The 20696-nt window shown below is 61.8% G+C and carries 21 protein-coding genes; 6 read left to right on the forward strand and 15 right to left on the reverse strand.

Annotated elements, in window-relative coordinates; genetic code table 11:
* Positions 1 to 3: 3 nt before the first annotated feature.
* The 3 genes from BH682_RS24635 to BH682_RS24645 all read right to left on the reverse strand — a co-directional run bounded on the left by BH682_RS24635 (position 4) and on the right by BH682_RS24645 (position 4201).
* Positions 4 to 2184 (reverse strand): acyl-CoA dehydrogenase, encoded by a 2181-nt coding sequence (locus BH682_RS24635; RefSeq protein WP_058226571.1) that lies wholly within the window; start codon positions 2182 to 2184, stop codon positions 4 to 6.
* Between the two features lie 34 nt (positions 2185 to 2218).
* Positions 2219 to 3382 carry a steroid 3-ketoacyl-CoA thiolase gene (locus tag BH682_RS24640; protein ID WP_064688117.1) on the reverse strand — a complete coding sequence of 388 codons (1164 nt, stop codon included), beginning with the start codon at positions 3380 to 3382 and terminating at the stop codon, positions 2219 to 2221.
* A 192-nt stretch (positions 3383 to 3574) separates the two neighbouring features.
* Complete coding sequence (locus BH682_RS24645; protein ID WP_030536987.1) at positions 3575 to 4201, reverse strand: TetR family transcriptional regulator; 627 nt, start codon at positions 4199 to 4201, stop codon at positions 3575 to 3577.
* Between the two features lie 153 nt (positions 4202 to 4354).
* Between BH682_RS24645 and BH682_RS24650 the strand changes: the two genes are divergently transcribed.
* The gene (locus BH682_RS24650) at positions 4355 to 5887 is read left to right on the forward strand and encodes an FAD-dependent oxidoreductase (RefSeq protein ID WP_037128865.1); all 1533 of its coding nucleotides are present in this window, start codon (positions 4355 to 4357) and stop codon (positions 5885 to 5887) included.
* Between the two features lie 79 nt (positions 5888 to 5966).
* Here the strand turns inward: BH682_RS24650 and BH682_RS24655 are convergent, their stop codons facing one another.
* The 7 genes from BH682_RS24655 to hsaA all read right to left on the reverse strand — a co-directional run bounded on the left by BH682_RS24655 (position 5967) and on the right by hsaA (position 11906).
* Entirely contained in the window at positions 5967 to 6518 is a 552-nt protein-coding gene (locus tag BH682_RS24655) for a pyridoxamine 5'-phosphate oxidase family protein (RefSeq protein WP_075834412.1), read from the reverse strand.
* Between the two features lie 30 nt (positions 6519 to 6548).
* A complete protein-coding gene (locus tag BH682_RS24660; RefSeq protein ID WP_075834414.1) occupies positions 6549 to 7565 on the reverse strand; it encodes a TIGR03617 family F420-dependent LLM class oxidoreductase in 1017 nt (338 codons plus the stop codon).
* Position 7566: 1 nt separating this feature from the next.
* Entirely contained in the window at positions 7567 to 8448 is an 882-nt protein-coding gene (locus BH682_RS24665; protein ID WP_075834416.1) for an SMP-30/gluconolactonase/LRE family protein, read from the reverse strand.
* Between the two features lie 81 nt (positions 8449 to 8529).
* Positions 8530 to 8991: an SRPBCC family protein gene (locus BH682_RS24670; protein WP_050656857.1), complete on the reverse strand. Its 462-nt coding sequence runs from the start codon at positions 8989 to 8991 to the stop codon at positions 8530 to 8532.
* Positions 8984 to 9343 carry an ArsR/SmtB family transcription factor gene (locus BH682_RS24675; RefSeq protein ID WP_007732695.1) on the reverse strand — a complete coding sequence of 120 codons (360 nt, stop codon included), beginning with the start codon at positions 9341 to 9343 and terminating at the stop codon, positions 8984 to 8986. Before BH682_RS24675 ends, BH682_RS24670 begins: the two co-directional genes overlap by 8 nt.
* A gap of 65 nt (positions 9344 to 9408) precedes the next feature.
* The gene (locus BH682_RS24680; RefSeq protein WP_075834418.1) at positions 9409 to 10701 is read right to left on the reverse strand and encodes a glutamine synthetase family protein; all 1293 of its coding nucleotides are present in this window, start codon (positions 10699 to 10701) and stop codon (positions 9409 to 9411) included.
* A gap of 38 nt (positions 10702 to 10739) precedes the next feature.
* Positions 10740 to 11906: a 3-hydroxy-9,10-secoandrosta-1,3,5(10)-triene-9,17-dione monooxygenase oxygenase subunit gene (gene hsaA / locus BH682_RS24685; RefSeq protein WP_042448427.1), complete on the reverse strand. Its 1167-nt coding sequence runs from the start codon at positions 11904 to 11906 to the stop codon at positions 10740 to 10742.
* A gap of 237 nt (positions 11907 to 12143) precedes the next feature.
* On the opposite strand from hsaA, the gene BH682_RS24690 reads away from it, so the two are divergent.
* From BH682_RS24690 to BH682_RS24705, 4 genes are read left to right on the forward strand one after another with little or no spacing between them, the layout of a single operon-like run.
* A complete protein-coding gene (locus tag BH682_RS24690; protein WP_003940257.1) occupies positions 12144 to 13307 on the forward strand; it encodes a Rieske 2Fe-2S domain-containing protein in 1164 nt (387 codons plus the stop codon).
* The gene (locus BH682_RS24695; RefSeq protein WP_003940353.1) at positions 13285 to 13581 is read left to right on the forward strand and encodes a hypothetical protein; all 297 of its coding nucleotides are present in this window, start codon (positions 13285 to 13287) and stop codon (positions 13579 to 13581) included. Before BH682_RS24690 ends, BH682_RS24695 begins: the two co-directional genes overlap by 23 nt.
* 30 nt (positions 13582 to 13611) lie before the next feature.
* Positions 13612 to 14400, forward strand: coding sequence for an SDR family NAD(P)-dependent oxidoreductase (locus BH682_RS24700; RefSeq protein ID WP_020909164.1), 789 nt, complete (start codon positions 13612 to 13614; stop codon positions 14398 to 14400).
* 51 nt (positions 14401 to 14451) lie between these two features.
* On the forward strand, positions 14452 to 14910 hold the full coding sequence (locus BH682_RS24705; protein ID WP_054187461.1) for a nuclear transport factor 2 family protein: 459 nt from the start codon (positions 14452 to 14454) through the stop codon (positions 14908 to 14910).
* 1 nt (position 14911) lies between these two features.
* Here BH682_RS24705 and BH682_RS24710 read toward each other — a convergent pair whose 3' ends face one another.
* Positions 14912 to 15706 (reverse strand): SDR family NAD(P)-dependent oxidoreductase, encoded by a 795-nt coding sequence (locus BH682_RS24710; protein WP_075834420.1) that lies wholly within the window; start codon positions 15704 to 15706, stop codon positions 14912 to 14914.
* A 214-nt stretch (positions 15707 to 15920) separates the two neighbouring features.
* Between BH682_RS24710 and BH682_RS24715 the strand changes: the two genes are divergently transcribed.
* Positions 15921 to 16499 (forward strand): GNAT family N-acetyltransferase, encoded by a 579-nt coding sequence (locus BH682_RS24715; RefSeq protein WP_058037659.1) that lies wholly within the window; start codon positions 15921 to 15923, stop codon positions 16497 to 16499.
* Here the strand turns inward: BH682_RS24715 and BH682_RS24720 are convergent.
* The 4 genes from BH682_RS24720 to BH682_RS24735 all read right to left on the reverse strand — a co-directional run bounded on the left by BH682_RS24720 (position 16490) and on the right by BH682_RS24735 (position 20618).
* On the reverse strand, positions 16490 to 16996 hold the full coding sequence (locus tag BH682_RS24720; RefSeq protein ID WP_064443723.1) for a ClbS/DfsB family four-helix bundle protein: 507 nt from the start codon (positions 16994 to 16996) through the stop codon (positions 16490 to 16492). The genes BH682_RS24715 and BH682_RS24720 overlap by 10 nt on opposite strands.
* Before the next feature lie 87 nt (positions 16997 to 17083).
* A complete protein-coding gene (locus BH682_RS24725) occupies positions 17084 to 18019 on the reverse strand; it encodes an alpha/beta fold hydrolase (protein WP_007732711.1) in 936 nt (311 codons plus the stop codon).
* Between the two features lie 32 nt (positions 18020 to 18051).
* A complete protein-coding gene (locus BH682_RS24730; protein ID WP_075834422.1) occupies positions 18052 to 19131 on the reverse strand; it encodes a dipeptidase in 1080 nt (359 codons plus the stop codon).
* A 92-nt stretch (positions 19132 to 19223) separates the two neighbouring features.
* Entirely contained in the window at positions 19224 to 20618 is a 1395-nt protein-coding gene (locus BH682_RS24735; RefSeq protein ID WP_003940270.1) for a serine hydrolase domain-containing protein, read from the reverse strand.
* Positions 20619 to 20696: the final 78 nt, after the last annotated feature.

Here is a 20696-nt window from a genome sequence, read left to right on the forward strand (position 1 = left end):
AGGTCACTTTCCCGGTTCAGGGTCGCGAGGCAGACCCAGGATTCGCTCACCGATGATGTTGAGCTGAACATTGGTTGTACCACCCGCGATGGACATGCACTGCGAGTTCAAGAACATCTGGGTTGCAGACATCCGATGCTGTTCGCCCAGAAGTGAACTCGGTCCGGCCCACTCCATTGCCACGTCCCAGACCTGCTGGATGTGCTCGACACCGATCAGCTTCGCCACCGAGGATTCGGCACCCGGCTGCGCGCCGGTGAGCGAGCGCAGCGTGGTGCGCAGACCGAGCAGACCACCGGATTGCGCGTCGCACAGCACCTTTCCGAGCACGGTCAGCTGCTCGTCGTCGATGCCACCGGGCAGTCCGTCGACCAGGCTCAGAAGAGCCTCGCCACCCGATCCGAGCGACGAGTCGTTGGACAGCGAGACACGCTCGTTGGCCAGCGTGGTGCGAGCGAGCTTCCAGCCGTCGCCTGGCTCGCCGACCAGGCACTCGTCGGGAACGAAGACGTCGTCGAAAAAGACTTCGTTGAACAGTGCTTCACCGGTGATCTCGCGCAGCGGACGAATGTCGAGGCCACTGTTCTTGATGTCGATGAGGAAGTAGGACAGGCCCTTGTGCTTGGGTGCGTCGGCGTCGGTGCGCGCGAGGCAGATTCCCCAGTGCGCGTCGCGTGCCATCGACGTCCACACCTTCTGGCCCTGCAACTTCCAGCCACCATCAACCTTGGTGGCCTTGGTGCTCAGCGCCGCGAGGTCGGAACCTGCGCCGGGCTCGGAGAAGAGCTGGCACCAGACGATGTCGCCGCGCAGTGACGGCGGGACGAACTTGGCAAGTTGCTCTTCGTTGCCGTGCGCGATGAGCGTCGGGATGACCCAGTTGCCGATGATCATGTCGTGCGGCTTGATCATCGCAGCGCGTAGCTCTTCGGCGATGACCAGCTGGCTGACGGCATCGGCGGATTTACCCCACGGAGCCGTGAAGTGCGGTGCGGTGTAGCCCTTTTCCGCGAGATACGTTTTCTGGGCGGCGCCTTCGAGTTCGAGTGCAGGAGCGAGCTCGGCTCGGACGTCGGCTCGGATCGCCTCGGCCTCGGGCGGCAGCTCGACGCTGAGCACGCGACGGGTTCCGGCAATGGTCAGCTCGGCAACGCGACGACGCCAGGATGCCGTGGAACCCAGCAGAATTCGCAGGGACTGCGCGCGGCGCAGGTACAGGTGCGCGTCGTGCTCCCACGTGTAGCCGATTCCGCCGAGCACCTGGATGCAGTCACGCGTGACGGAGAAGCCAGCCTCGAGGGCCGTGGCTCCGGCGACGGCTGCTGCGAGAGAAGCCTCTTCGGCACCGACGCCGTTGGCGGGAGTCAGCGCACGCGCAGCGTCCCAAGCGCAGACGCGTGCCTGTTCGGCAAGCGCGAGCATACGTGCAGCCTTGTGCTTGACACCCTGGAACTGGCCGATCGGGCGACCGAACTGCTGACGCACCTTCGCGTAGTCGGCCGACGTCGTGACTGCCCAGTCGGCCAAGCCTGATGCCTCGGCCGCGAACAGTGTTGCGGCAATGTCCAGTACACGCTGGGTATCGATGGCGAGGATCTCGGAATCGGTGAGCACCAAACCGTCGACGGTGACCTCGGAGTTACGACGCACGACGTCGTAGCTGGCCAAGTCCGTGACCTCGAGGCGGTCACGTCCGAGCAGAACGAATCCGCTGTCCGTCGCGAGGAGGAACAGGTCAGCGACATGGCCGCCGAGAATAAGGCTGGACGTTCCGCTGAGGGTGGTGTTGTCGCCGTCGCGGGTGATCTTCAGCGAACCCGGCTGTAGTGCAACAGCTCCGAGCGTGCTGCCATCCACGAGCGTCGGCAGTCTGTCCGTTTCTCCGGCATCGCTGAGAACAGCGCTGACCACTACCGTCGGCAGGAACGGTCCGGGAACCATCGAGCGTCCAAGTTCCTCGACGACGATGGCGAGTTCGACCAATCCGTATCCTGCGCCGCCGAATTCCTCGGCTACGTGTAGTCCGAGAAGCCCCTGCTCGGCAAGCCCGTTCCAGAGTTGGGGGCGAGTTTCGACCTTCGCCTCGACGGCTTCACGGACGACGGTGGGTGTTGCGTGACGCGCCGCCCAGCCCCGTACGGAGTCGCGGAGGTCACGATCTTCTTCACTCAATCCAATAGTCATGTCTACCTCGTCAATTCGACAGTGTCAGTACGGGTCAGATGCGTTCGATAATGGTGGCGGTCGAGAGAGCGCCACCGGCGCACATCGTGACCAGAGCCGTCGACTTGTTCGAGCGCTCGAGTTCGTGCAGCGCAGTGGTGATCAGACGAGCGCCCGTGGAACCGACGGGATGTCCGAGCGCGATCGCACCACCGTTGACGTTGACCTTGGACAGGTCTGCGCCGTGAACCTGCGCCCAGGAGAGCACGACCGAGGCAAAGGCTTCGTTGATTTCGACGAGATCGATGTCGTCCAAGGTCATTTTGGCCTTGTCGAGCACCATCTGGGTGGACTCGATCGGCCCGTCCAGGTGATAGAAGGGATCGGATCCGACCATGCCGGACGCGACGATCCGCGCGCGGGGCTTCAATCCCAGTTCCTGTGCGCGCTCTTCGCTCATCAGCAGTACCGCAGCCGCGCCATCACTGATCTGCGACGAGTTGCCGGCGGTGTGGATATGGCCTTCGATGACCGGCTTGAGCCCAGCCAGCGCTTCTGCCGTCGTCTCACGCAGTCCCCCGTCGCGAGTGACAGTGGCGATCTCACCGGTAGGCACGCCTTCCTTGTCCACCACGGGAGCCTTGACGGGCACGATCTCGCGGTCGAAGCGTCCTTCTGCCCAAGCCTTAGCTGCGCGGCGCTGCGATTCCAGACCGAACGCGTCGACGTCGGCGCGCGTGATCCCACGCTTCTCGGCAATTCGCTGCGCGGAGGTGAACTGGTCACCCATGTCGATGGTCCAGTCGTCCGGGTACGGGTTTCCCGTTCCCGGTGCGTTTGCCTGACCCAGGAACACACGGCTCATAGCCTCGACGCCGCAGCCGATACCGGCCGAGATCTGACCAGACGAAATCAGGCCGGAAATCAAATGCACTGCCTGCTGGGCGGATCCACAGGCGCAGTCGATAGTGGTTGCCGCGGTGCTGTACGGCAATCCGGCGTGCAGCCACGCCTGCCGCGTGACGTTGTTGGACTGCTCACCTGCCTGGGTGACACAGCCGCCGATGATCTGTCCGATGTCTTCCGGTGCGACGCCTGCCCGTTCGAGAACGCCGAGCTGCGCTGCTCCCAGAATCTCGGCGGGGTGCAGTCCCGCCAGGGCGCCGCGACGACGGCCGATCGGTGTCCGAGCGGCCTCGACGATGACTGCATGACCCATGATGTTCGCTCCTTCGTGGAGTTTTCGGTCGGTGAGCTGGCTCACCGTCTAATTTTCTGTAATTTATTCTATTAATGATGTCAGGGCAATGTCCGGATTGACATCAACTCTCAACTGATGCGGATTCAAAAATAGAATTGATTTCAATTTTGCGAACATGACGAACCCACCCCAGAGAGGGGCGAAGTCACGTCAGTGCCGTGAGAGATTCACCAGAAGCAGGTCGCATCCCTTGCGGATGTCGTACTCCGCATCGGGGATGGAGATTCGACCGTTGAGGCACGATTGGATGACCCCGAACCACAACTGCATCAGCAGACGCAACCCGGTGTTGTCTTCCTCGGTGGGGTTCTCGATCCCGGCCGCATCGAGAATGATCTGCCGGAAGCCGCGATCGATCTTTCCCACGTCCGGCACCGTCGCGACGTTGGCGGTACTGGACGACTGCAGCATCGCAGTCGAGAGAGCCGGCCGACGCAGTAACCCGCGAGTCGCGCGAACCAATACCTCGTACACCGCATCCTGCGGATTGTCCGACTGAACCTGATGCCTGACAAAGCTGGCACCGATCTGGTCGATCTGCTCGACCATCACAGCGACGAAGAGGTGCGTCTTCGAGGGGAAATAGCGATAAAGAGTGCCGATGGCCACGCCCGCCCGCTTGGCGACCTCGTGCATCTGTACCCGTGAGAGTTCCTTCTCGGTCCCCAATTCGGCTGCCGCTTCCAGCATCCGCACATGGCGCGCCCGCTGCTCGTCCGAACTGGGCTCTGCAGCGTCCCTGACCTCGGCAATTCTCGGCAACGTCGCCCCCATCATCGATTCTGTGTCCCGGTCGCGAACGACCTCGCCAATTCTCTCATCTCGACCACCCATCTCGGCATATTGCCCGCTCAGTGGGACCTGGCATGGCCTTCTCTCCCCGTGCGGTATTCCGTGGACACCCCACCCTCTTGGAGTTAGGACGCAATGATGCAGGACTGGACCACCGAGTGCGACGTGTTGGTAGTCGGCTCCGGCGGCGGCGCGCTGACCGGCGCATACACCGCGGCAGCTCGAGGATTGACGACGATCGTCCTCGAGAAAACCGATCGCTTCGGCGGAACTTCCGCGTACTCGGGCGCATCCATCTGGCTGCCGGGAACCCAAGTACAGGAACGTGCGGGACTCCCCGACTCGACGGAGAACGCACGCACCTATCTGCGCGCATTGCTCGGCGACGCCGAGTCCGAGCGCCAGGATGCCTATGTCGAGACCGCTCCCGATGTCGTCGCACTACTCGAGCAGAACCCGCACATCGAATTCGAGTTCCGTGCGTTCCCCGACTACTACAAGGCCGAAGGCCGGATGGACACGGGACGCTCCATCAACCCTCTCGATCTCGATCCCGCCGACATCGGTGACCTCGCCGGCAAGGTGCGTCCGGAACTCGACCAAGACCGCACCGGTCAGGATCATGCTCCCGGCCCGATGATCGGTGGGCGCGCACTGATCGGCCGACTGCTGGCCGCAGTCCAGAGCACCGGTAACGCAGAACTTCGTACCGAATCCATCCTCACCTCCCTGATCGTGGAAGACGGTCGGGTTGTCGGCGCCGAGGTCGAATCCGGCGGCGAAACCCAGCGAATCAAGGCGAACCGCGGTGTGCTGATGGCAGCGGGCGGCATCGAAGGCAACGCCGAGATGCGTGAGCAGGCCGGCACCCCCGGCAAAGCGATCTGGAGTATGGGTCCCTTCGGCGCCAACACCGGTGACGCGATCTCCGCCGGAATTGCTGTCGGTGGCGCAACCGCTTTGCTCGATCAGGCGTGGTTCTGCCCCGGCGTCGAGCAGCCGGACGGCAGCGCCGCATTCATGGTCGGCGTTCGCGGCGGACTCGTCGTCGACAACGCGGGCGAGCGTTACCTCAACGAGTCTCTCCCGTACGACCAGTTCGGCCGGGCCATGGATGCGCACGACGACAACGGTTCTGCAGTGCCGTCGTTCATGATCTTCGACTCGCGCGAGGGTGGCGGACTGCCTGCCATCTGCATCCCGAACACGGCGCCCGCCAAGCACCTCGAGGCCGGAACCTGGGTCGCCGCCGACACTCTCGAAGAACTCGCCGCCAAGACCGGACTGCCGGCCGACGCATTGCGCAGCACTGTCGAAAAGTTCAACGACGCCGCAAAGCTGGGAGTCGACGAAGAGTTCCATCGCGGCGAAGACCCGTACGACGCATTCTTCTGCCCACCCAACGGCGGCGCGAATGCGGCACTGACGGCGATCGAGAACGGTCCGTTCTACGCGGCCCGCATCGTCCTCAGTGACCTCGGCACCAAGGGCGGATTGGTCACCGACGTCAACGGTCGAGTCCTGCGTGCCGACGGCAGCGCCATCGACGGCCTGTACGCCGCCGGCAACACGAGCGCGTCACTGAGCGGCCGCTTCTACCCCGGTCCTGGCGTTCCGCTCGGCACGGCCATGGTCTTCTCGTACCGAGCAGCCCAGGACATGGCGAAGTAACCAGCACAACGAGGACGTGGGGCAGGCAATGTCAGAATCACCTGCCCCACACTCTTTCGCACGGCGACGCGATTTTGTATCACTCCAGGTCGATACCGGGCAACCCGTCCACACTCTTCGCGTTCTTCTCGGCGCGATAGGCGATGAGCCGCTCCGGCCCCCTCTTCTCCGCTACGCGGTCGAGCACGTCACGATCGGATTGGTAGTCCATCAGCGGTACTGCGTATCCGCACGAATCCGAAATGCGCGTCAGATCGACCACGACGATCGACCGCAGCCCCGGGTGCTCAGGGAACCTACCGACAAGCTCGTTGAACGGTTCCGACCCTGCAAGCAGAACGTGTCCGTGACCGTGCAGTCGTACGATCTTCGGTGGTCCGTCAAACGCCATGAACATCAGTGTTATTCGGGAGTTCTCGCGCACGTGCGCGATGGTTTCCACACCGCTGCCGGTGAGGTCGAGGTACGCCACCCGGTTGGATGTCAGCACCACAAACGATCCGACTCCCCCTTTGGGTGAGCAATTGACCAACCCGTCAGCAGACAACGGTGCGGTGGCAACGACGAACAGCGGTTGAGCCTGCAACCACGTGGTGAGCTTTTCATCGATGCTTTCGTAGACGCGCCCCATGTTGAGAGTGTAGTTCGCGCCGACTGGACGTCACGGGGCAGACGCTGCGGCGGCTCGAATCTCCTCACACATCGCTGCGAAGACGCGGTCGTCGGCGGGATTCGCCGGCACCGCCAGTGCAATGCCGTCGCAGAGACTCGCGTATTTCGAACTCAGCACCTCGGGGAGTTCGGCGTAGGTGCATTGCGTGACCAGCCTGTCGAGAACATCGTCGGTGAGGACGGCAGGTAGTCGAGCCCAATCACCTGCCCGCGCCATCGCTGTCAGTTCTTCCCCGACCTCGGATAATCCGAGGACCTCCAGCGCGACTCGGTACGCCGGAGTGGAGTAGAGAAAGGCAAGTTCACTGCGCACCGCTTCTCGTTGAGCAAGTATCGCGGCAGGATCTTTGCCGGTGATCATCTTCGGAACGGCAATCAGTCGCGGCTTCCTTCCGCCCGCCGTCAACGATGGAATGATCCTCTCCGCGAGCACCTTCGGATGGGAGCTGGTGGGGTGAGAAACAAAACCGTCGGCGACGGCTCCCGCCAGTGAGCACATACGCGAGTTCACTCCCCCGGTCCAGATCTCCGGAGCCGGAACATCGAGCGGCCCCGGATTGAAGTAGGGCTGCAGCCGGTCGAAGGTGTAGTGCGTTCCGGCATGGTCGAGTTCACCGCCCTCCTGAAAAACTCGGAAGATCTCGCGTACAGCGCTGACGTAATCACGCAGTTGCGCAACAGGATCCGTCCACGGCATCGAGTACCGCCCAACGATGTTCCCACGCACCTGCGTCGCAAGCCCCAATTGAAATCGTCCACCCGAGAAACCCGCAAGATCCCAGGCAGCCAAAGCCGTCACCATGGGACTGCGCGCAAACGCGACAACCATCGACGTCCGGACAGTGAGAGTACTGCTGTGCTCGACGGCCAGGGCCGCCACCGCAAACGGATCACGAATGGTTTCGGAGATGTGCACCGTGTCGAAACCAAGGTTCTCGATGCGTCGGACGTGCTGAGCTACCTGCCGCAGCGGAGTGTCGGCAGGTAGCGAGGTCACCAATTCCATATCAGCTCAAAGGCTCCAGGCGAATCGACAGCAGCTTTCCTTCGGTAGCCACCTTGCGAGCGTGTTCATTGAAATCCGGGGCGGCACAAACGAACAGGGTACGACCGTCGGAACCGCCGAGTCCGCAAGCGAAGACACCGCTGTCGAAGGCAATTTCGTCGACTATCTCCCCGCTGACGCCCACATGAAGAACACGGCTTCCGAGGGCATCGGCCACCCACATCGAATCGTCTCCGTCGATACAACACCCGTCCGCCGCAACGACGATCTGAGCGAGGGTGGTCTCCATCTCGGGTCCACCAGGCACCGGCCCGAACGACGCCCAGTCGCGGCGTTCACCCAGAGAGCCGTCGGACTGGACGGCAAACGCACTGATTCGATTTCCCAGCGTTTCGTCCACGAGCAGATCTCCGGTCGACGTCAGAGCCATTCCGTTGGGGAAGTGGAGATCTCGCGCGACGACGTGCACCGATCCGTCGGGGTCGACGCGGAGTAGATCTGCCGTCTCGACGGGGGCCAGGTTCATCAGATCGAACCCGAAGTTGCCCACGTACGCTCGTCCCTGTGCGTCGACCAGCATGTCGTTGACGTTGGCACTGACGTACCCGGACAAGTCTGCGTGCACCACCAACTCGCCATCGGATTCTCGCCGCAGAATCTTCTGGTCCCGCATGGAGACGACCAGTAATCTGCCGTCCGGAAGCCACCCCAGCCCGGACGGCTGCCCTGGAACCTCCGCCTCGACGCGTATGTCTGTCCCGTCCTCGCAGGCCGAAATCACCTGGTAGGTGTAGAAGTCCGATACCCAGATCCGGTTCTCGTGCCAGCGCGGGCATTCGAAGTAGGTGTATCCCTCGAGAACTACCGCAACTTCTGGTGCCATCAGGCTCTCCTGCGTCGGTGACGAATGGACTATCAGCCCCATTCAATCACCGGCACCGCTGTCGCGGTGTCCGATTCCCGACTAGTCGCCGGCGCGAACTTCGTCCAACACGTCGAAAGCGGATTCCCATCCGTCGTACACATTCCCGTCACCCTTGAATCCCGGAATTCCTACCAGGTGGAAGGTCATCTCGGTTTTGTCACCCCGTTCTGCGAGCGTGACCGTTATCCGAGGTGCGGCATCCACCGGATCACTCGGATTTCCCCAGGTGAAGACCAGCCTCTTCGGCTCGTCGACCTCGAGATAGGTTCCGCCGGTGGGGTACTCGGCTCCGTTCTCGTCGTTGATCATCAGGTAGCGGTACGTTCCGCCAACCCGGGGGTCGATCGTGACGTACTCCCGAGGACTGCTGACACCCTTCGGATGCCACCAGCGCGCCGCCTCGTCGGGGTCGGTCCACGCCTGCCAGACAAGGTCGCGCGGCGCATCGAAGATCCGGGTGATGGTGAATTCTGCAGTGGCATCGACGTTCTGGTCACTCATTGTCCTTCTCCTTCTTCGGTCGAGGTTGCTTCAGCTCACGTAGACGCTCGTCGAGGAGGTCGAAGCGTTCGTTCCAGCCTCGCCGGTGTTCGTCGACCCAGGCGCTGGCGTCGTCGAGACCCTCTGCGCGAAGGGTGCACGTGCGCCATTGCGCGGTGGCGGTTCGTTCGATGAGACCGGCTCGCTCGAGCACCTTCAGATGCTGAGAGATGGCGGGTCGACTCATTTCGAACGGCTCGGCCAACTCACCGACGGTCATCGAACCATCAGTGAGGCGAGAGAGCATTTCACGCCTCGTCGGGTCGGCCAATGCGCTGAACACTGCATCGAGTCGGCCACTTCGCTCGTCCATGTAAGCAACTCCTTAATTAAGGAATAGCTTAAACATAGGACTCGACATCTTGCGCGTCAACCCTTTCAGCTCCAGGTATATCGAAGCCGCTCGACGGTTGTCGCCTCGTCCATCTGGGAGAAAGTCTCGCGCTCAACTCCCTTCACTGACACCATCGCTTCGATGATCGAGTCCCCGAAGATTTCCTTCGCCACCGAGGAGGAGTTGAACTTCTGCACTATCTCGCGCAGATCGGTGGGGACTCGGGTCACCCCGCGCTCATCACGTTCCGCCTCCGTGAGAGTCGACGGGTTCACCACAATTTCCGGCGGCAATGGCGAGGCATTGCCGATACCGATATGCGAAAGGCCAAGTATCGCAGCGGTCGCCAGATACGGGTTGGCCGATGGATCGACGATTTTCACTTCGGCGTTGGCGCCGTGTGGATTCGACGGTGACTCGGCGCAGAACCTCAGTGCCGCTTCCCGGTTCTCGAGCCCCCAACAGACGTAGGCCCCCGACCAATTGTCCGGTCGCAGCCTGACCCCGGAGAGCGGTGAGGACGCAAAGACGGCCGTGAATTCCGTGAGGTGAGAGAGGATTCCACCCAAAGCTGATGATCCTTTGTCGGTCATCCCGTACTCCTGCCCGCCACCGGAGAAGACGGGCCGCCCACCTGAGTTCAACGAAAAGTGCTGGTGTGCACCGTTTCCTGCACCTCCGATCGTAGGTATCGGTGAAAACGAGGCCGCCAATCCATGGGCTCTGGCAGTGCGGCTGATCAAGATCCGGGCCAGTATCACCAGGTCGGCAGCCTGAACAGGAGTTGCCGGAGCGATGGAGATCTCGAATTGTTCCGGTCCGTACTCTGCATGAACTTGCTCGATATGAAGTTGTGCGCGTTCGGCATTGCGCAGAAGGTCCTTGAGGAAGTCCTCGCGGCGCAGGACTGCACCTAACCCGTACGCCGACCACGCTCCGTTGCACGCATCACCGAAAAGAGTGAACTCGATCTCGTGACCCACCCGAGCTTCCAGTCCGTCGGCGGCAAGCCGCGCCACGACGGCAGTGAGTGCGGACCGAGTACACACGGCAGCCGTCGCACCGTCTTGCTCGTGCAACGTCGCCGGCGCCCACGACACGCCCCCTCCGAGATCACGGAGGTCGGAGCGGTCGATACGCAACCGGAGATCACCCACGACGGAAAAGGAATCGGTGAAGGCAATCCGATCGTCGCTACAGAAGACGTTCCAGCTCGGTGAGACTCCCGCACCGGCTTTCTCGAAGACACCGGTTCGGCCGGCCGGCATCACCTTCGCGCGCGCGACACCCGCCACGTCGACGATCGAGCCGATGGTCAGAGCCGGTACTTCCCTCATCCAAAGGCAAATACCCCACCCGGTGACGCGCCAACCCGTCAGATCAGGTTGTCCTCCACCGGCAGTCCGAACGCCGCCCGGCCGTAGAGCGCCAACGCGCGCTCGGGTTCGTTGGCAACGTGAACGCTGCCCGCATGAACGTCACGCCACGCACGCTCGATCGGGTTTCCGCGAGAGAGGGAGTTCCCGCCTGCCGTCTTGAAAAGCATGTCGATCGCTTCCACCGAGCGTTCCGTCGCACGAACCTGATCACGACGCGCACGCAGCCTCATCGAGAGTGGGAGCTCCTGACCGGCCACAGCAAGTTCGTACATCTCCCGGATATTGCGATCCATCTGCAGAATCGCAGCATCGATCTCCGACGACGCACGTGCGACGGCGACCTGAGCGAACTGATCCTCACTGAACCGTCCGCCACCCAAACTCAGACGGACGCGCTCACGCATCACGTCCAGGTACCCCTCGTAACAACCGGCGACGATGCCCACACACGGAGCGGCAACCGTCGAGGTGAAGATGCTCCCGAACGGAAGTTTGTACAGCGGGCCAGGATTGACCGCTTGGCCAGGACCACGCAGTTGTGCGGTCTCGTAGTTGCGCTTCAATCGGTGCTCGGGAACGAAGGCCTTGTCGACCACGATCTCGTTGCTCGCGGTGCCCCGCATACCCACGACATCCCACACGTCACGGATTTCGTAATCGGTGCGCGGCACCAACACCGTCATGAAATCGACGGGACGACCATCCATGCCGACCACCATCGCTCCCAGCAACGCCCAACTCGCGTGGTCGCAACCGGAGGAGAAACCCCACTGGCCCGATAGCTCGTAGCCACCGTCCACCGCCGTCAGTCGACCGACCGGCGCATAGGCGGACGAAATGAGCGTCGTCTGATCCTCTCCCCACACGTCGGCCTGCGCTCGGTCGTCGAAAAGTGCAAGATGCCACGGGTGCACCCCCACCACCGACGCGACCCAACCGGTCGAGCCGCAGGCAGCCGAGATGGCCCTGACCACTTCGTAGAACTGAACCGGGTCGCTCTCGGCACCTCCGTATCTTTTCGGCGCCAGCATGGAGAAGACGCCGGCTTCGGACAGCTCCCGGATGGTCCGTTCGGAGATCTTGCGCGAATCGTCGACCTTCTGAGCGCGGGCCGCGATCTTCGGAAGCAGATCACGGACTGAACTCAGAACCTTGTTGACCATGGGAGACACTCCTCGCACCGAACCGTGAGGGAGCGGATCGGCAGATAGACATAACGGCTGCCCCGTCACGATATGTCGGTCACGCGTTCCGGTGATCGGAAGTCCCGGAGGCCGGGATCAGCCGCCGGATCCTCGCGCTCGCCGCTGGTCCCGGCCAGTGAGACGAGACCCCAGAGGCAATTCACGCTCCCCTAGCGTCGGGCGTCGACACTGCCCCTGGAAAGGACGGGACTCATCGTGACGATCACTCAGTCCGACAACGACGAGGTTCGCGAGATCCAAGCTGGAACCGCGCCTACACGCTTTGCGCGTGGATGGCACTGCATTGGACTCACGGAGTCCTTCAAGGACGGCCAGCCGCACTCCATCGAGGCGTTCGGCACCAAACTGGTCGTCTTCGCCGACAGTGAAGGCAACGTCAAGATCCTCGACGCGTACTGCCGTCACATGGGTGGCGACTTGAGCCAGGGCACCATCAAGGGCGACGCCATTGCCTGTCCGTTCCACGATTGGCGCTGGGGCGGCAACGGCAAGTGCCAGAAGATTCCGTACGCACGCCGCGTCCCCCCGCTGGCCAAGACGCGCGCCTGGCAGACCCTCGACCAGGACGGCATGCTCTTCGTCTGGCATGACCCCGAGGGCAACCCGCCGACCGACGACGTGGCTATCCCCCGCATCGAAGGCGCGCTCAGCGACGAGTGGAGCGACTGGGTCTGGTACACCACGACCGTCGACACCAACTGCCGCGAAATCGTCGACAACATCGTCGACATGGCGCACTTCTTCTACGTGCACTACTCCTTCCCGACGTACTTCAAGAACGTCTTCGAAGGCCACGCCGCAACGCAATACATGCGCGGCGTCGCTCGCTCGGACATGCGTCCCCACGCAGCTGGCACCCCGAAGATGGTCGGCAGCAACTCGGTTGCGACGTACTTCGGCCCCTCCTTCATGGTCGACGACCTGACCTACGAGTACGAGGACTACAACGTCGACTCTGTGCTCATCAACTGCCACTACCCGGTCAGTGCGGACAAGTTCGTGCTCCAGTACGGCATCATCGTCAAGAAGTCGGATCGCTTCCAGGGTGAAGCCGCCGACGCGATGGCCGCGAACTTCGGCACGTTCATCGCCAAGGGCTTCGAGCAGGACGTCGAGATCTGGAAGAACAAGACTCGCATCGAGAACCCGCTCCTGTGCGAAGAAGACGGCCCGGTCTACCAGCTCCGTCGCTGGTACGAACAGTTCTACGTCGATGTCGCGGACATCGCTCCCGAGATGACCGAGCGCTTCGAATTCGAACTCGACACCGCGCGACCCGTCGCAGCCTGGCAGAAGGAAGTCGAAGACAACCTCGCTGCAAAGAAGGCAGACGAAGATGCAGCCTCTTCAGTGCGCTGAGTGCAAGGCTCAGGTCCTGGTCCAGAAGAACAGTTGGGAACACACCACCGTTCAGTGGAGTGACCAGGCCCGCGCCCAGTGCCTCGAAATCGCCGACGACCGTGAATTCGGGCAGCGAGAGGGACGACCCGGTGCCCCTCGCAAGCAGTGCGGCGCCTTGATCGCGTCCATCGTGAACGCTGCAACAGCGGGCGAACTCGAGATCCTCAACGACGAGCCGGTGCCTCAGCCGATCGTCGACGACAGCGAACCCGTACCGACTCCGTTTCACTAGTCAAGCCAACATCTTTCGAAGAAGGTAGTAATGATCGATCCTCAGTACTACGGCCCGTGGGCAGTCATCGCCGGCGGTTCAGAAGGTGTCGGCGCAGGGTTCGCCGACGAGCTCAGCAAGATCGGCATCAACCTCGTTCTCATCGCCCGCAAGCCGGGCCCGCTCGAGGAGACCGCGGCCAAGGCACGCGCCAACGGCGTCGAAGTACGCACTCTCGCATTGGATCTGCTCGTTCCGGACGCGCTCGATCAGATCAAGGCTGTCACCGACGACGTCGAGGTTGGTCTCCTCATTTTCAACGCCGGCGCCAACAGCTACGGCCACGAGTTCGTCACCGGAGATCTGACGGGATTTGCCGGAGTCATCGAGCTGAACATCAACAAGCAGCTCGAACTCTCGCACCACTTCGGCGGATTGATGAAGGATCGCGGACGCGGCGGCATCATGCTGCTCGGTTCGCTGGCCGGATTCATGGGCTCCGAGCACCAGAGCATCTACGCGGCGTCCAAGGCATTCGGGCGCATCTTCGCCGAAAGCCTGTGGCTCGAACTCCAGCCGTACGGCGTTCACGTCGTCGAGTTCATTCTCGGTGTCACTCGCACACCCGCTATGATTCGCGCGGGACTGAACTTCGACATCCCGGGCATGAACGTCGCAGAGCCCGAAGATGTTGCACGTGAAGGTCTCGAACACCTTGCCGACGGCCCGATCTGGGTGGCTGCAGGAAACTACGAAGGCGCCAAGAAGCGCAGTGGCTTCCCCCGAGACAAGATGGTCAAGGGTGCTGCCGAAGCGATGCGCAAGCTGCTCAACCGCTGACATCTGCTGTGCGCCTTTATTAACCCCCCGACGTTAAGAAAGGCGCACAGCGTGAGCATCGACATCACCACTCTTCTCGACGAACGCGAGATCACCCGCTCCATCTTCGAGTTCGCCCGAGCCATGGATGCGCGAGCGTGGGATGAACTCCACCGGATCATGACGCCGGACGCTACGGCAGAATTGGGCACCGGAACTCTGCGCGGACCCGCCGAGGTAGTGGCGTCCATCCGCTCGTTCCTCGACGAGTGCGGTCCCACCCAACATCTGATCGGTAACGTGCTGGTCGAGGTGGTCGGCGATCTCGCCACCAGCCGCTCCTATGTCAGCGACATGCATGTGGGCACCGGGAGCAAGGCTCACCTGAACTTCTTCACCCTCGGCGACTACCACGACTCATGGGCGCGGATCGACGGAAAGTGGCGAATGACGCACCGCACCAAGCATTCACACGCCAGTCAGGGATCCATCGAGGTTCTGGGCGCCGGCCCCAGCGGTTGGCGGAGCTGATTCAGCTCAACATCGACGAACGGCCGGTCGCGAGCGGACTCTTGCTGGTGAGTCCGCCGTCGACCACCAGGGTCTGCCCCGTCATGTAGCGAGATTCGTCCGAAGCCAGGTAGACCATGGCATGCGCGATGTCTTCGGGTTCGCCGAGGTAAGGCAGGGCGTTTGCCTGCTTCATACCGTCGATGACATCAGCGGGGATGTTGTCCACGAGAGCGGGTGTCATGATCGCGCCCGGCGCTACGGCATTGCACCGAACACCGTTTGCTCCGTACTGGACTGCGATGTACTGCGTCAGACGAATGACTGCTGCTTTGGCGGATCCGTAGGCAGACTGCAGGGAATCCCCGATCAATCCACCTACCGAGGCCGTGTTGACGATCGATCCTCCACCGGCACTGTTCATGTGCGGAATGGCAAGTCGTGAAGCGACGACAGTGCTGCGGACGTTGAGCGACATCACGCGATCCCACTCGTCCAAGTCCATCCGGAGCAGGTCGAGATCCTTGCGCGGGTTACTACCGCCCACGTGATTACACAGGACGTTGATGCCGCCGAATTCGGCGACCGCCTTTTCGATCATCGCTGCCAGAGAGTCCTCGTTCATGACATCGACGCCGAAACCCAGTGCATTGCCACCGGTCTCGCGAATCGCCACCGCCGCTTCCTCTGCACGCGCAGGATCGAGGTCGGCGACCAACACCTTGGCGCCCTCTGCCGCCATGAGTTGTGCTGCTGCACGACCGATTCCGCTGGCGGCGCCGGTGATCACTACATTTTTGCCTTCGAGCCTGTTCATATTCATTCCCTTCGCGGGGAATCGCCGTACCCGGATCTCATGTGCCCGAAGTTGACAGCTCGGCGATTACCCGATCACTACCAGTGAACGCAGGATCGACAGCCGCGTCCAACTTTCTTGAATGAACTCACAAGTACGTGACCACGGCCCGCGCACCTGCTACACCGCCGAAATCGAGTGGCGACAGAAGACTCCACTGTGCTGAAGTGGCACTATGCAGAATTCTGTTCGACCGCTGTCCATCGACGATCTCGACCGTGCCGCCGAGGTTCTCGGCGAGGCGTTTGCCGACTACCCCTGGACGAACTGGTGCGTCGCCGAAGACTCCCACGTGGAACGCGTCGCGACTCTGCAACGGATCTACCTCGAACACCTGGCACTACCGTTCGGGCGTTCCTACATCGACGATTCCGGCAACGGCGTCATCGCAGTCCTGCCGCCGGACACTCCAGAGCCTGATGAAGCGACCGTCGAGAAGATCGTCGAACTGCACGGAGATCGGTTCGAGCGCGTTCTTCAGGCTGACGAACAACTGTCTGCGCTTCCCGTCCCCGACAACGCGTGGTCGTTGGCAACGATCGGTACGACGCCGCGCTCACGCGGAACCGGATTGGGTTCTGCGCTACTGAAACATGCTTTGGCGGAACTGGATCGAACCGAACAGAATTGCTGGCTCGATACGTCGACCGAACGAAATCTACCGCTGTACCAACGGTTCGGTTTCACGATCGTCGGCCAGACCTCGCTCCCCGACGGACCGGACGTATGGCGGATGCATCGACTTCAGGGCTGATTGTTCGACTTCAGCACTCGCCTAATCATTTTCGACAACGACGCGTATTGGGTGATCGTGTTGACGGCGATCCACCTCGAGACCGGCCACGTCCGGGTCCACGAGAAAACCCCGACCGACAGCAGTTGATCGTCGTCAAGGGTCTCGATGTAGTTGCGCAACATCGCAACAGCGGCTCCCAAGCGGTCACGAAGCTCCTGAGCCGGAATGTCGATGCTCGCGTCGACAACCGACTGGTTCAGTGCGGGTGTTTGCGTCCACTTGTAACCCGCCGCCGGCGTCTGCGGAGCCTCGTCTCGCAGCCCGGCACCTATCCACTCTGCGACGGCCTCTGCCCACCAGACACGCACAGCGAGTACGTCGTGCACCGTCCACGCATCGACGGCAACGGCGTCGAACGCATCGGCCTCGGCGACGCCGTCGAGTAACGCTTCGAGTTTCGAATACGCCGAGTCCAGCTCGCTCACCAGTTCTTCGCGTGACCAGGTCTGCGCCACAATGCCTCCGAACGATCAGTGGAGAAGAAAGAAGCGGGACCATCTCGACTCGATGGCCCCGCCTCCAACTTTAACGTCCTCCCGGATTCAGTTCAGCTCACCCAAGAACCTTCCGAGGTTCTCGGCGATTTCCTTCGACCTGGTGTGGTGCAGGTAGTGGTCTCCGTCCAGCAAGATCACCTCTCCGTGATCGACGGAGGCTGCCTGCCCCTCGTGCAGCTCTGTCCAGCCCTGAACTTCTGAATTGTTCACGGCGAACAACAGAATCGGAAGATCGGCTGGGAACGTCTTGCCGATTGCTTCAGCAAAGTTACTCGAAAGATGATCCATCTCGTTGAGATAGGTATCGCTGAAGTTGTTCTTCGCAGTCAACTGTCGCATCTCGTCCTTTGCGGCGGGATCGAGGTACTCGTCCGAGGCTTCACCACCGACGACCTTGGACAGCAATTCCGCCAAGCCCAATTGCCTTCCAACTCGGAGTGCGTCGATCGGGAATTTGGTATCCATGTTCGGCTGCCCTGGAACACTGCTGTCGATACCCACGAATGCGGTGACCTCGTCACGGTACTTCGCGGTGTAGTCCAGCGCATAGAGACCAGTGATCGAGTGCCCCATGAGGATGTATTCGTCAATTCCCAGCGACTGTACTGCCGTATGAATCTCTTCGACGATGTTCGCAGTCGTGCGGTCCTTGTCCGTTCCATCACTGTAGCCGTAACCGAAGGGCTCGATCGTGACGACGCGGTAGTCGGGTGCGAGCTCATTGACAAGCGGTGTGAAGTCGAGAATCGGTGCGGACGTTCCGAACCCGGGTAACAGCACTATGGTCTGATCGCCGTTGCCGCGGATCGAGTAGCTCATGTTCTTTCCGTCGACGGACACGAACTGGTTGCCCGTCTCCCCAGCCGGAACGCTCGCTTTGCTGGAGCCGACATTGAATACGAGCGCTATCGATACCAGCACAACCAGAACTACGGACACCGAAGCAACCAGCTTCAGTGCAACGGTACGAATCTTCTTCATTCTCATCCTCATATTCTCGGGCGTCGATACGGCTAGGAAAGGCTCGACATCGAGGCCGCACTGGTCTCGTCGAGCACACGCAACATGTTGTTGCCCATCAGCTTTGCCAAGTCCTCCGCGGACCAACCGCGTTCCGCCAGACGGTCTATCAACACCGCGAAACCGGATACGTCCTGCATACCGTCCGGAAAGTCGTCGAACCCATCGTAGTCACTGCCCAAACCGATGTGGTCGATGCCCGCGACGTCTCGGGCATGCTCGACGTGGTCGGCGAGATGGTCCACTGTCATCGCCGGTCGTGGGCCGACTCGCCCGCCTTTGAACCACTCGTTGTACTCGGCAGAAAGGAACATGGGTACAAAGGCGATCATGATGACCCCGCCGTTGTCCGCGAGCAGTCGCATGACGTCGTCGGGAACATTACGGGGGTGACCGCATAGCTGAGAGCACGACGAATGGCTGAAAATCACCGGCGCCGACGACGTCTCGATGGCATCTCTCATCGTTTCCACCGAGACGTGCGACAGGTCGACGAGTACGCCGAGCCGATTCATTTCGCGCACGATCTCGCGACCGAGGTCGGTCAGCCCGCCGTGTACTCGAGTGTCCGTCGCGGAGTCCGCCCACCCGGTGTTGTCGTTGTGCGTCAGCGTCATGTACCGAAGACCAAGGCGCGCCATCATTCTCAGGACACCGAGCGAGCTGCCGATGCTGTGACCGCCCTCCGCGCCCAACAAGGACGCGACCTTGCCCTCGCTCCAGATGCGACGCACGTCGTCACCTGTACGCGCGAATTCGAAAGTATCCGGATATCGCTCGATCATCCGGTACACGTAGTCGATCTGTTCGAGTGTGTACTGAACCGCCTCTGGCTCCGTCCGGTCACACGGGGTGTAGACCGACCAGAACTGCGCACCGACGCCGCCGCGACCGAGTTTGTCGATGTCGGTTTGGAAGATGGAATCCTTCTCGAGATTCTCCACCGAGTATGCGGCAGTTTCGCGAGCCGTCCAGGCCAGATCGTTGTGACCGTCGATTACCGGCGCAAGGCCGTAAGCATCGAGTGCCGCGGGGTGATTCACGTCCGGAAAAGGAGCGAGAGGTTTCATCATGAGTTTTCCTCGAAAAGTAGTGCGGGCAGGTCGAGGGCCCTCATCGCCTTCGACCTGCCCGAGATTTCATTCAGCGGAGAGAATCGCCGCGACTAGTCGGAAATCTTCTTGAAAAGCCTTGTCATGTACAGATATTGCTCGCCATCGATCGTGAGATGAGCCATCTCACCCGAAGCGCTCTCGTTACTGATCAAGAACCTGGAGGCGGACAGAGGTACGACCTTGGTGGGCGGAGCCGGCGGCTCGCCGTCGATCTCGACCTTGGCGAAGTTCTGCACCTGGAATCCGCCGTCCTCGCCGCGCGTGAGTTCGATTCGCACGGTTGTCGATTCATAGGTTCCGAGAATGTGCGACAGGTCGATGTCTTCCGCATTCGGCTCGGACTTCGGTTCCGGCAGAACGAGATCGAGCTCCTGGGCGATCTCCTTCTCGATGTCGTGGGCCAGGGCGCCGCCGCCACGCGAGTTGGTCACCACGGCCATGGCGAGACCGAGCTCGGGGAAGGTGTGAAAACGAGTGATCTGGCCGATTGTCGCACCACCGTGCTGCGCGGACGTCACGCCGCCCCAGTCGGACAGGATCCAGCCGAGACCCCAGGCCTGATCGACGCTCGAGACCGCGGTCAGGTCGAATTGCGGAGTGCGCATCAGGCGCGCGGATTCTTCGGACAGAATGCGTTCACCCGTCAATGCGAGTCCGTCACGCATGTGTGCAGCACCGAAGGTCAGGAGCGAGCTGACCGATCCGGTGATGATTCCGGCCGGACCGATACCGCGCGGAAGCAGCCACTGCTTGGTCGGAATCACCTTGTCCGGCGACGTCCGATCCGGGTTGGCCACGTGGCCGACGGCCGTGCGGAACAGCGGCGCGTCCTTGGCCTTGGTGATGATGTGCGTCAATCCGAGTGGCTTCCAGAGATATTCGACCAACGCCTCGTCCCACGTCATCTCACGAAGGACCTCGACGATGCGGCCGGCAACGGCAAAACCCGCGTTGCTGTAACTCAGATGCCCGCCGGGCTCGGTGACGCTGATCGCGGTCGCGAGTTCGTCGACGTACTTCTCGACGCAGTCGTCACCGTCACCGGTGTCGTTGAACAGGTCTCCGTCGATACCGCTTGTGTGCGTGAGCAACTGGCGGATCGTGATTTCCTTCGTGTTGGAAGGATCCGCGATCGTGAACTCCGGAAGCACCTCCACCACCAGGGTGTCCAGCGTCAGCTTGCCCTCGTCGACGAGCTGCATGATCAGCGTCGTCGTCCAGATCTTGCTCGCGGATCCGTACTGGAACAGGGTGTCTGCGTCGACGTCGACGCGCGTGTTCAGGCTCGTCACTCCGGTGGTGATGACACGGATGTCCGCCGCGCCATCTTCGCCCAGCGCGATCACACCGACCTGCGCGCCCGGTACCGAATGCTTGGCTGCCAGTTCGTCGAGGCGTTCCTGCCACTTCGGGGCGACAAGTAGGTCCTTGGGCAAGTCGGTCACAGGTCGAACTCCTTCGATCATGGAAGCGAGCGGCGTAGACGGCGTTGCTGGGATCCGCTCAGGTCTCACTCGTCGGGA

Source organism: Rhodococcus sp. YL-1 (genome assembly GCF_001942025.1).
Lineage (GTDB): Bacteria > Actinomycetota > Actinomycetes > Mycobacteriales > Mycobacteriaceae > Rhodococcus_F > Rhodococcus_F qingshengii.

Bases quoted from the DNA above. Each gene is read 5' to 3' on its own strand.
- BH682_RS24725 (WP_007732711.1), bottom strand. From the start codon at position 18,019: ATGAAGAAGATTCGTACCGTTGCACTGAAGCTGGTTGCTTCGGTGTCC.
- BH682_RS24665 (WP_075834416.1), bottom strand. From the start codon at position 8,448: ATGGCACCAGAAGTTGCGGTAGTTCTCGAGGGATACACCTACTTCGAA.
- BH682_RS24715 (WP_058037659.1), top strand. From the start codon at position 15,921: ATGCAGAATTCTGTTCGACCGCTGTCCATCGACGATCTCGACCGTGCC.
- BH682_RS24645 (WP_030536987.1), bottom strand. From the start codon at position 4,201: ATGATGGGGGCGACGTTGCCGAGAATTGCCGAGGTCAGGGACGCTGCA.
- BH682_RS24670 (WP_050656857.1), bottom strand. From the start codon at position 8,991: ATGAGTGACCAGAACGTCGATGCCACTGCAGAATTCACCATCACCCGG.
- BH682_RS24650 (WP_037128865.1), top strand. From the start codon at position 4,355: ATGCAGGACTGGACCACCGAGTGCGACGTGTTGGTAGTCGGCTCCGGC.
- BH682_RS24640 (WP_064688117.1), bottom strand. From the start codon at position 3,382: ATGGGTCATGCAGTCATCGTCGAGGCCGCTCGGACACCGATCGGCCGT.
- BH682_RS24635 (WP_058226571.1), bottom strand. From the start codon at position 2,184: ATGACTATTGGATTGAGTGAAGAAGATCGTGACCTCCGCGACTCCGTA.
- BH682_RS24680 (WP_075834418.1), bottom strand. From the start codon at position 10,701: ATGAGGGAAGTACCGGCTCTGACCATCGGCTCGATCGTCGACGTGGCG.
- BH682_RS24710 (WP_075834420.1), bottom strand. From the start codon at position 15,706: ATGAACAGGCTCGAAGGCAAAAATGTAGTGATCACCGGCGCCGCCAGC.
- BH682_RS24730 (WP_075834422.1), bottom strand. From the start codon at position 19,131: ATGATGAAACCTCTCGCTCCTTTTCCGGACGTGAATCACCCCGCGGCA.
- BH682_RS24660 (WP_075834414.1), bottom strand. From the start codon at position 7,565: ATGGAATTGGTGACCTCGCTACCTGCCGACACTCCGCTGCGGCAGGTA.
- BH682_RS24655 (WP_075834412.1), bottom strand. From the start codon at position 6,518: ATGGGGCGCGTCTACGAAAGCATCGATGAAAAGCTCACCACGTGGTTG.
- BH682_RS24675 (WP_007732695.1), bottom strand. From the start codon at position 9,343: ATGGACGAGCGAAGTGGCCGACTCGATGCAGTGTTCAGCGCATTGGCC.
- BH682_RS24695 (WP_003940353.1), top strand. From the start codon at position 13,285: ATGCAGCCTCTTCAGTGCGCTGAGTGCAAGGCTCAGGTCCTGGTCCAG.
- hsaA (WP_042448427.1), bottom strand. From the start codon at position 11,906: ATGGTCAACAAGGTTCTGAGTTCAGTCCGTGATCTGCTTCCGAAGATC.
- BH682_RS24700 (WP_020909164.1), top strand. From the start codon at position 13,612: ATGATCGATCCTCAGTACTACGGCCCGTGGGCAGTCATCGCCGGCGGT.